Below are 8,914 nucleotides of genomic sequence, written 5' to 3'. Positions count from 1 at the left end.
CTCCTCTTAAGGCGCGTTCGCACGCTGACGCGGCGGTTCGGGCTGAAGAGCGGCAGATGGCAGGGGCGGGGACGGCCTTCGTGTCTGTCCCGCCCCCGCCTTGCTGCTACTGCTGTTCGGTGTTGCGCCGGTTGGCGATCGTGTCGGTGGAGGTGGCGCCGGCCCAGACGCGGACGCTGTCGATCCTTCCGGGGAAGTAGCGTGCGGCGGCACCGTTGATCTTCGCTCGGCCGATCTCGAACGCTCCGCCGCCCTGCCAGGGGGCGGAGTAGGACACGCCGTCCTCGTCACCCATCAGGGCACTGTCGACGTAGAGCTTGAGCGCGCCGAGACTGGAGGTGTCCTCGGGGTCGGCGGCCGCCTGGGCGTCGTAGACGACCGTCAGCATGACCGGAACGCCCAGCTGGGTCGTGGTGAATGCGGTGGATTCACTCTCGGTCCACACCGCCCCGCTGCCGTCCTTGTCGGGTCGGCCGAACGACCAGCGGCCCTGAGTGCTGCCAGCCGGCTGCTCGTACCAGACACCCCAGGAGGACTGGCTCGTACCCGACTGGCCGAACACCTGCACCGTGTACGACTTGCTGGTGTCGGCGAGCTTGGCGGGATCCAGCGTGACCCAGGCGGTCGCAGTGAACGAACCAGAGTCGTCGACAATCGGGCCGGTGGCTCTGGCGTAGGCGCTGGCGCCGTTCAGGGTCATCGCCTGCGTGGTCGTGACCTCTTCACCGATCTCCGGGTCGCCGGTGGTGAACTGGGTGAGCGCGGCCCCGTCGAGCGTCAGGTTCCTACCGAAGCCACTGGTGTCCTTCACGGTCGTGCCGGTGGCGTTGGCCGTGTCGGTGGCGTCCCACTTGGCGACGAGTGCCGGTACGGGATCTCCGGCGGTGCCGTCGGCCAGGTCCTCGTCCTCCAGCCAGGCGTCATGGGTGACCTCGGTGTCCGCGAGCGCACGGGACCAGACCTTCACCTCGTCGATGGTGCCGGCGAAGTTCTCCTTGCCCGTCGCGGCGTGCCACAGCCGTCCGACCTGGAGATTCCCTGACGCCTTCCACGGGGTTGCCGTGTACGGCACCGGAGTACCCTGCGGGACTCCGTTGACGGACAGCTGCAGGGTCTGCGCCGCCGTGTCGTAGACGCCCGCCAGATGAGTCCATGCGTTCAGGACCGGCGGCTTGGTGCCGACCGAGCGGATGATCACGGGGTCGGTGACATCCGTCTGGTGGCGGTTGAAGACCCAGGCATCGTAGGTGCTGGAGTAGTACAGCTGGAACCCGGAGGCGTTCGATCCCGCCTGGGACAGGACGGTGTAGTTGGCGTCCTTCTTCGTCAGCCGTGCCCAGGCCGACACGGTGAAGGATTTGGTGGTGTCCAGGACCGCCCCGGAGGTGGAGAGGTAGGCGGTCGTTCCGTTGAGCTTCGCCGCGCCGGAGCCGCTGCGCGTCAGGGTGTCCCAGGTGGCCCCCGAGGAGGTCAGCGGGTGCTGGGTGGCGGTGGTGGAGTCGGTGAGGGCTTTGTCCAGGTGCCAGATCCCTGAGGGCTGTTCGGCGCCCTTCACCAGGAAGCTGTAGTAGCCGGTGAGCGAGCTGTGGCCGGCCGCGTCGTAGCCCCAGACCTGGATGGTGTTCTCGCCGGCCTGGTTCGGCGTGATCGTCCGGGTGATGGCTGTGCCCTTGGCCACGGAGATCGGCGAGGAAACCGCACCGCTGTTCAACTTGTACTTGAAGCTGACAACGTCCGACTGAATGCCCGCCGTGGAGGCATTGGTGTCCGCAGGAGTGAAGGTGAATTTGCCCGGCGTGCCCACGCCTCCCGCGGCCGGATCTGTCTCAGCGGGCTTGTAGACGCCGTCCGCGCTGGTGATCACCGGTGGCGGCGGCGAATCGGTATCGACCCGGAAGTAGCACCACGAGGACCAGGCCGAGTCCAGGACACCGGTGGCACCCCGGTCCGTCTTGTAGTACGCCTGCGTCTTGACCCGCATCCGGTAGTCCCTCTGCGCCGGCAGGGCACTGGAGGAGGCGTCGCGGACGGCGTTGTCGGCTACCCAGGCACTGTCTGGTGAGTCCGCGTACCAGGCGCGGCTGGAGCCGTCGGCCTTCCAGACCTCGAACCTGGCGCGCAGCTGGGCGTTGGAGCCGTCGGCCGACTGTACGGTGGCCAGCATCTTCGGTGTGGTGTCGCTGGTGGCGAAGGGCAGTGCGGAGGTGTTGCAAGCCCGCCCCGTAGTGCCCTGCCGGACGCCGTACGATGTCGGTTTGCCCGGGTAGGACACGTAGGTCACCGACAGCTTGCCGTCGTTGCGGAACCGTGCCCAGGCGCCGGCGTCGGACTCGTCGTGCGCGGTCAGCGAGAAGGTGATCTGGGACTCCTTGTTCGCGGCGTAGGACGCGAGAGTCGTCGTCAGATTCTCATTGGTCTCCTCATCGACGTTGTCGCTGAAGCGCACCCAGTTCGCCGGCTGCGACGGACTGCACAGGGAACCGCGCCCGTAGGCCACGTTCCGGTCGCCCATCAGGTCCACCCCGCTGGGGCGGGACGACCAAGTGGTGCTGGAAGAGATGCCCTTGTTCACGCGGGTCAGGTCGTACCAGTGCGGATCACAGCTGAACGTCCACTCCTGGTACACCTCCATCGTCGCGTCCAGGATCTTCTTTCCGTGGATCGACGACAGCGGGTACTCGAAGTACATGCGCTGGGTGTACGGGCTGTTGGAGCAGAGGTAGCCGGCGTAGTTGGAGCAGCGCCCCACACCCTTGTCCCCGTCGAACTCCCAGTACTTGGTCCCATTGGAAGCAAGTGCCGTCCAGTCACCGAGCGCGATGCCCTTGGTGGGCGGGTCGATGAAGAGCGGGAAGACGGTGTCCTTGCCGTGCAGGAGTTCAGGATCGGGGGTGATCTCCATCGTGGTGCCCGCGACCTTGAGCGGCAGCTCGGCTGTCGTGTCACCGCTGCCAGGGCCTTCCGAAGGAGCCGGCTCGCCTCCGGCGGCAGCCAGCGGGACCGCCTCAGCCGCTTGCGGGCCTGCCTCAGTCTCTGCCGCAGCAGCCGTGCGCAGGAGCTGCGTAGTGACGTTGGCGGTGGCCGGGGCGTCACCGGCCGAGTCCCACATCCGCCCCGCCGGGCTCTCGAAGACCGGAGTACCGTCGCCGTCGCGGGCGACGAACCCGCCGTCGGCTGTCGGTGAGATGTCCAGGCTGCCGCCGCCGGACACAGTCATGCTGATCGTCTCGAGCGCCGAGTTCTTCGCCGCTTCCGCAGTCTTGACCACGAGCACCGAGGTATATCCGGAGCTCAGCGCCGTCAGCTGCAGATCGACGTCCGGGAGGACCTGGGCGTAGGTGGCGGTGTCACCGTCGAGTTGCGGCTCGGGCAGCGCGGTGGGCCATCCGAGCTGCAGTTCGTGTCCCTCGTCCGCGAGCGTGACCAGTTGCTCCCCGCTGCCGCCGCCCGAGAACGTGAGAGCGGTCGTCGTGTTCTTCGCCCGCACCGAGCCGTCGGCATCGTGCACCAGGGTGGTGTCGACGGGAGCCCAGGTATCGTCGCCCTTGCGGGCACGGACGGGCGCGGCGTTCATCTCCTGCGTGAAGGTGCCGTCCGGGTTGGCGAAGACCTGGGACGACTCGGTCGTGGCCGTGTCCACAGCCACCCGCTCACCGGTCTTGGCCGCAAGAGCACTCGCCTCCGACTCCGCAGTCCTATCAGCCGCAACCGCAGCCGCCCCAGCGGCAGTTGCCGGAGCAGCCCCAATTCCGGTCAGCGGAATCACACCCCCCAACAAAGCGAGGGCTATCACCCAACTCCGCGCCGCCCGACACCGGTTGCGCCCCCGTGTTCGCGTAACCACGCCCCACCCGTTTCCCTTATTTTTTTCTTAACCGCAGCCTGTGGGGATCATGTGATGATCGGGTGCACCGGTCAACAGTGTCATGCATCACGTTGAACTCCCCCCAGCCCAACTGATAGAGAGCGCTCTCTTACAAGTTGGCGCGTGACAGCGGGTGAGGTGTGCTGGTCTCCTTGAGAGGTGCCGTTCGGGCTTGAGCGGTGCGGCCAGAGACGAGGCGGGCGATGGCGCGGTAGGTGTCGGGCAGGTGGTCACGGCGGTGGGTGATGCGGCCAGTGCTCCACGTCTGACTTCGCGCTATTGCGCCAGCCCCGGCTGAGGGTACGGCCACCGCGTGATCATCGGGGGCTGTTTGGATCGGCAGGTCGTCGTGCATTCAGCAGGCGGGTGAGGCGATGGCGCGTACGGGTGCGCTCATCGAAGGGCAAGAGGATGCGGCTGGGTCCACGACAGATCCTCTCCGGGCCACAGGGCGTCGTCGTCCATGGGGTCCTCGGTGTGGTCGACGGGGGTGGGGGCGGGCTGGAAGACGGGGGGCAGGTCGATGTCGAGCGCGGTGAGCGCGCTGATCTGAGGCGCGGTCATCTGTGCGGTGTTGCTGCGGCATTTGCGTAGCCACTGGCCGAGGAGGACTTCGTCGCCGTGGATGTCTTCCCGGTGGGCGAGCGGGACGTTCAGGTGGCCTTCGCGCCGCTGGTACTGGCGGGCCGCCGTCAGGCCGCGGCTGAAGGCGCGGGCGCGCGGTGCGGGGTCGGGCAGCAGCAGCATGGTGTGAGGGTGCAAGTGCGGGTGTCGGGCGACGAGTTGGGCCAGTAGCCGCGTCTGCTGGGGGTGCAGGATGTGTAGCTGGGTGAGCTGGTGGTCCAGCCAGGTGCTGGCCTCGTGGCCGGAGGCCGGCATGGGGGTGGCGGGGTCAGTGCGCGGGGTGAGGTTGAGATGGGTGTAGTCGTGCTGCCATGCCAGGTCCCAGGGCGGGTTCCACCAGGGGTCCACGGCGTTGAGGGCGTCTATGCGGTCGCTGTGCAGGCTGTTGTCAGCGACCAGCTGGCGTTGTCGGGCCAGCCAGCGCAGTAGCGGCCGCTCGTTCGGGGTGGGGGCGCGGGTGATGGTCAAGGTGCCGTGGCGGGCCGCGAAAGTGATGGCCTGTTCCAGGCGGGCTTCGAAACTGTTCTCGGGGTGAGGCCAGGAGATGTTGAGGCTGGTCAGGGCGAATGCGCGCTGGGCGTCGAGGCTTCCGTGGGCGTAGAGCGAGCGTTGCTGGCCGAGCCAGATGCCTAGGGGGTATCCGGTGCGGTCGGTGTACTCGCTGGGTACATCGAGGTGCCTGCGGCGTTCGAAGAAGCGCACGGCGGCCTCCCAGCCGATTTCCCAGAGCCCGGTGTCGACCAGGTGGGTGCGCAGCCGGGTGACGGAGGCGACTTCCCCCGCGCGTTCGGGCGGCGGGGGGCGGCGTGGCGCTTGAGCAACTGTCCCGGCACGCGGCCGCGTTCACGGGCCGGCCCAATGCCAGCGAGCTCGGGGACATCCACCGGCTCGTGCGGCAGGTTCTGCACGAGGCGGTCGCCCTGCTGCGTGGCAACGACGTCGCGCTGGGCATCGCATCCCTGCAGACCGTCAGCCGAGGCACCACCACATCCCTGATGGGCATGGCCGGATCTGGTCCACTGATCACCACGGAGCTGCTGTCCCTGCTGGCCCACAGCGTGGGCCAGGCCGGGGCCGGCGTCATCAACGAGCTGATGCGCACGCTGCGCACGGCCCAGGCCGGCAGCCGGTCCATGTATGCGGAGGACGCCGACTTCGAACTCGAGATGGCCCGCGTGAGTCTCGCCTGCGACGACCCGGACGAAGCGCAGCGCTGCTGGGAACGTGCCGCCCGCTATATGGGCGCCTACGGCAGCCACAAGGACAGCACCATCGACGAACTGCTGGATCCGCTCCCCCAGCTGGTACAGGCCGACCCAGTCCAGGCACGGATGCGGCTGGCACGTACGCAGCCGCTCGTGTATCTCGTTGCGGAGTGCACCGACGGACGAGGTACGGCGGGAACACCACACGAGTGGTGGCGTCTTCTCGCGCGCCTGGATCCGCGAGCCGCCGCGCAGCTGGCCGCCCAGGTGCTGCTGACCGAGCCGGGACTGCCCGATGCCCGGGTGGACGCGGCCCACCAGCAGCTGCTGGCCATGCAGGCCGACTCGGCTGACCCTGTCGTCCTGGCAGCGCTCCGTATCGCCGCCGGCCCACGCGGCCGCAATCTCGACGCCGACATCGCCCTGCTCGGCCAGCTCGCCAACCTGCCCGGCGACGACGCGGCACACGCGGTGCGTCTCCTGCCGGTGCTCGCCAACGCGATCACCTCCACCTACGACGACCAGACGCTGATCCACGCATCGCACCTGGCCGGGGACACGCCGACCCCTGCCCTGCGTGCGGCGGCACAGCGTCTGGGCGGTGAGGGCGGCCCGCCCTGGGCGCCCAGGCCCGTGCCCAGCACATCCTCCCGCAACTGGTCCGGCCCAAAAGGGCGTTACCCCACCGGCGCCTTTCTGTACGCCCAACAGCGCCCCGTGCTGCCGCAAGGCGTGGCCGGTGTCCTCGCCGCGGTCCGTGACTGCAGCAGCAAGACGTACGACGCTCCGCCGGGGCCCCGGTGGTCGGCCGATGCGCTGGCCAACGCGGTCGGATGGCGGCTGGTGGAGATCACCGAACGCCAGGGTCCCGACGCTGCCGCCCAGTTGTTGCACCGGATCGCCCAGGAGATGAACGCCTCCGGCCCCGTCGATGTCCTCGCCGATGTGGCCGCCGGGCTCTATCTGCGCCACGGCATCGCCCCCGACGTCTTCGGCCCGCTCGCCGCGACGGCCGGCATGCTCGCCTACACCAAGATCCGAGGCGGCGGCGGATGGCGCTCTTTCGCCGGCAACGACCGCCTGGAGCTATGGCAGCATGCGCACTCCGCGGATGCCGCTGTCGCAAGGCAAGACCTCGCAAACCAGGTGGCCAACGCCGTCGCCAACCCCTCCTACGGCCGCACCGTCGGCGTCAGCCAGGCCCTGGTCTCCGCGTTCGCCATCCAGCCCCCGGACGTCTCCTCGCCCCCGGCTGCCGACGCGCTCGCCTGCTGGGACGCCGCGTATGACGTCATCGCCCACCGTCTGCCCGGTGATGCCCGCCTCGGCGACGGCGCCTACCACCCTGTGCCGGAGCCGGCCACACAGCACGACATCGACACCGCATTGTGCCGCCTTGCCGTGGCCACCATCGCCCTGCCCGAACGCGGCGACAAGCGCCGAGCCCTGCTCGCGGCGACGGTCCTGCTGGTCGGCCGCCCTCGCCAGGCACAGGCCGCGCTGGCGCACGTCTTGTCCTTCGACCTCGGCGCCGGGCCTTTGACCTGGCTCCTGACCGTCCTGCACAGTCATCTGCCGGACGGGCCCCTGGATGCCGCTCTGCATGAGCAGCTCGTCGCCCTGTGCACCAGCGACATGCTGTCCGTGCGGGTGGAAGCCGCCGCCGTCCTCACCCTCGCCGGACACCAGCCGCCCTCCCCGCCAGCAACCGCGGCCCATCCGACACTCGCCCACGCCATCGCCGCCGATCTCAGCAGCGAGGACAGCGCATGAAAGACCCCCGGCGCTATGCGACCCGCCTTGTCGACGACTACCTGGGTGCCCGCATCGACGCCGCCGGCCACGCTCCCGGGCTGCGTGAGGCCGTCATCGACCTCGTGGCCGCAGCCATCCCTGGCCATCTCGAGCCGCTGATGCGCACCCAGCTGGACCTGCTGACCCACCCCAGCAGCGACCAGTTCCCCGACGCCTATCTCGCCAACCGGGCCACCGCCGAAGACGCACTGCAGAAGGCCGCGGCAGGCCTGCGTACCGCGCTCGCCCAAGCCGGACACCTGGTCAACGCCCAGGCCTTCGAACGCGGCGCGGCCGCACGCCTGCGCGATGACTCCCGCCCGGCCCTGCGCGGCGAACTCGCCCGCATCCCCCGCCCCCTGACACGCCCCGGAGCGCTGGGCTGGTCACTCGACCCCGCGCCCTGGTTCAGCGACAGCCACCAGGAGCAACAGCCCTGGCCGCCGCTCAGTCTCGCTCTGGTCGCAGGCCTGCGGTCCCTGCCGGAAGCCGCCCATGCCTTTGCCCGAGTGGACGACGGACCACACGCGGGCTGGGTACAGATCGGGCTGATCGAGCGGCAACGCACCCCCGCACGCCGCTACCCCGACCAGCCTGCCCGCCAAGTACTGATCATCGTCGGTCTCGAAGCTGCCGACGACGATCCACCACCCGGCACGCTGCCCGTCTCCCAGGCTCCCTGGCAACTGTGGACCCGCCCGTTGCAGCGCCTGGCACCTGCCCTCACCCGGCCGGAGGCGGCAGCCGAGCACATCAGCACCACGGACCAGGCCCTCGTGGCCATCACCGACGCCAGCGCCACGCCCATGGTCGACGCGCCTGCGCGCCGCAGCGGCCCTGGCCTGCCCCCGTACGTCCTTGCACCCGCCGCCAGCGTCGTAGCGGCACTCGGACTCCAACCCACAGGCGGCATCTGCGGGTTCAGCCTCAGCGACACAACAGGGGAAGCACTCATCTGCCGCCAGTGGCGAGGCCACCTCGTCCACGACGGAAGCTTTGAACCGCTCCTGCCCGTGGTCGCGGGAGCGGACCTGCTCATCCGCCCGGACCTGTTCACCCGCCTGCACGCCACCATCGGCCCCTCCCGCTGCCAGGCAGGTATCAACGTCAGACACATGACAGCAGCCCAGGACGACGACATCCCCGACGACGAGGACTGAGAACACGCCGCGACGCTCGCATCCCCGCCCCACGGCTCCCCTTCAAGGGTCCACCCCGGACTCATCCCAGAACCTCAACAACGCCTGCGACGCACCGGAGTGGGTTCAGGAGGCGCATGCCGTGCTTACTCACTTCGGCGTTTCGGGGTCTGGATCTGTGTCGGGACTGGTGACGCGGTTCGTCGAGAACCTCTCGGGCAGCGTGCGCCCCCTGATGATCCTGGGCCGCCACCAGAGGGTCACCGCCCGCCCGTCCCTGATAGTCA

The 8,914-nt window shown here is 69.1% G+C and carries 4 protein-coding genes; 2 read left to right on the top strand and 2 right to left on the bottom strand.

Annotation, left to right across the window (positions count from 1 at the left end; translation table 11 throughout):
* Positions 1-106: 106 nt before the first annotated feature.
* Positions 107-3,646, bottom strand: a complete 3,540-nt coding sequence (locus ACWCRJ_RS31610; RefSeq protein WP_450942505.1) for a LamG domain-containing protein — start codon at positions 3,644-3,646, stop codon at positions 107-109.
* A gap of 612 nt (positions 3,647-4,258) precedes the next feature.
* Positions 4,259-5,209, bottom strand: a complete 951-nt coding sequence (locus ACWCRJ_RS31605; RefSeq protein WP_450942535.1) for a helicase associated domain-containing protein — start codon at positions 5,207-5,209, stop codon at positions 4,259-4,261.
* A gap of 86 nt (positions 5,210-5,295) precedes the next feature.
* On the opposite strand from ACWCRJ_RS31605, the gene ACWCRJ_RS31600 reads away from it, so the two are divergent.
* Together ACWCRJ_RS31600 and ACWCRJ_RS31595 are read left to right on the top strand one after the other, a co-directional pair.
* On the top strand, positions 5,296-7,467 hold the full coding sequence (locus ACWCRJ_RS31600) for a hypothetical protein (RefSeq protein WP_450942504.1): 2,172 nt from the start codon (positions 5,296-5,298) through the stop codon (positions 7,465-7,467).
* Entirely contained in the window at positions 7,464-8,648 is a 1,185-nt protein-coding gene (locus ACWCRJ_RS31595) for a hypothetical protein (RefSeq protein WP_450942503.1), read from the top strand. Before ACWCRJ_RS31600 ends, ACWCRJ_RS31595 begins: the two co-directional genes overlap by 4 nt.
* The last annotated feature ends 266 nt before the right edge of the window (positions 8,649-8,914 follow it).

The organism is Streptomyces sp. NPDC002324 (assembly GCF_053593335.1).
Note: the sequence above shows the minus strand (reverse complement) of the source record. Positions and strands in the feature narration are given on the sequence as shown.

What these genes read in the sequence shown, in the direction of transcription:
- ACWCRJ_RS31595 (WP_450942503.1), top strand. Translation starts at nt 7,464, where the DNA reads ATGAAAGACCCCCGGCGCTATGCGACCCGCCTTGTCGACGACTACCTG.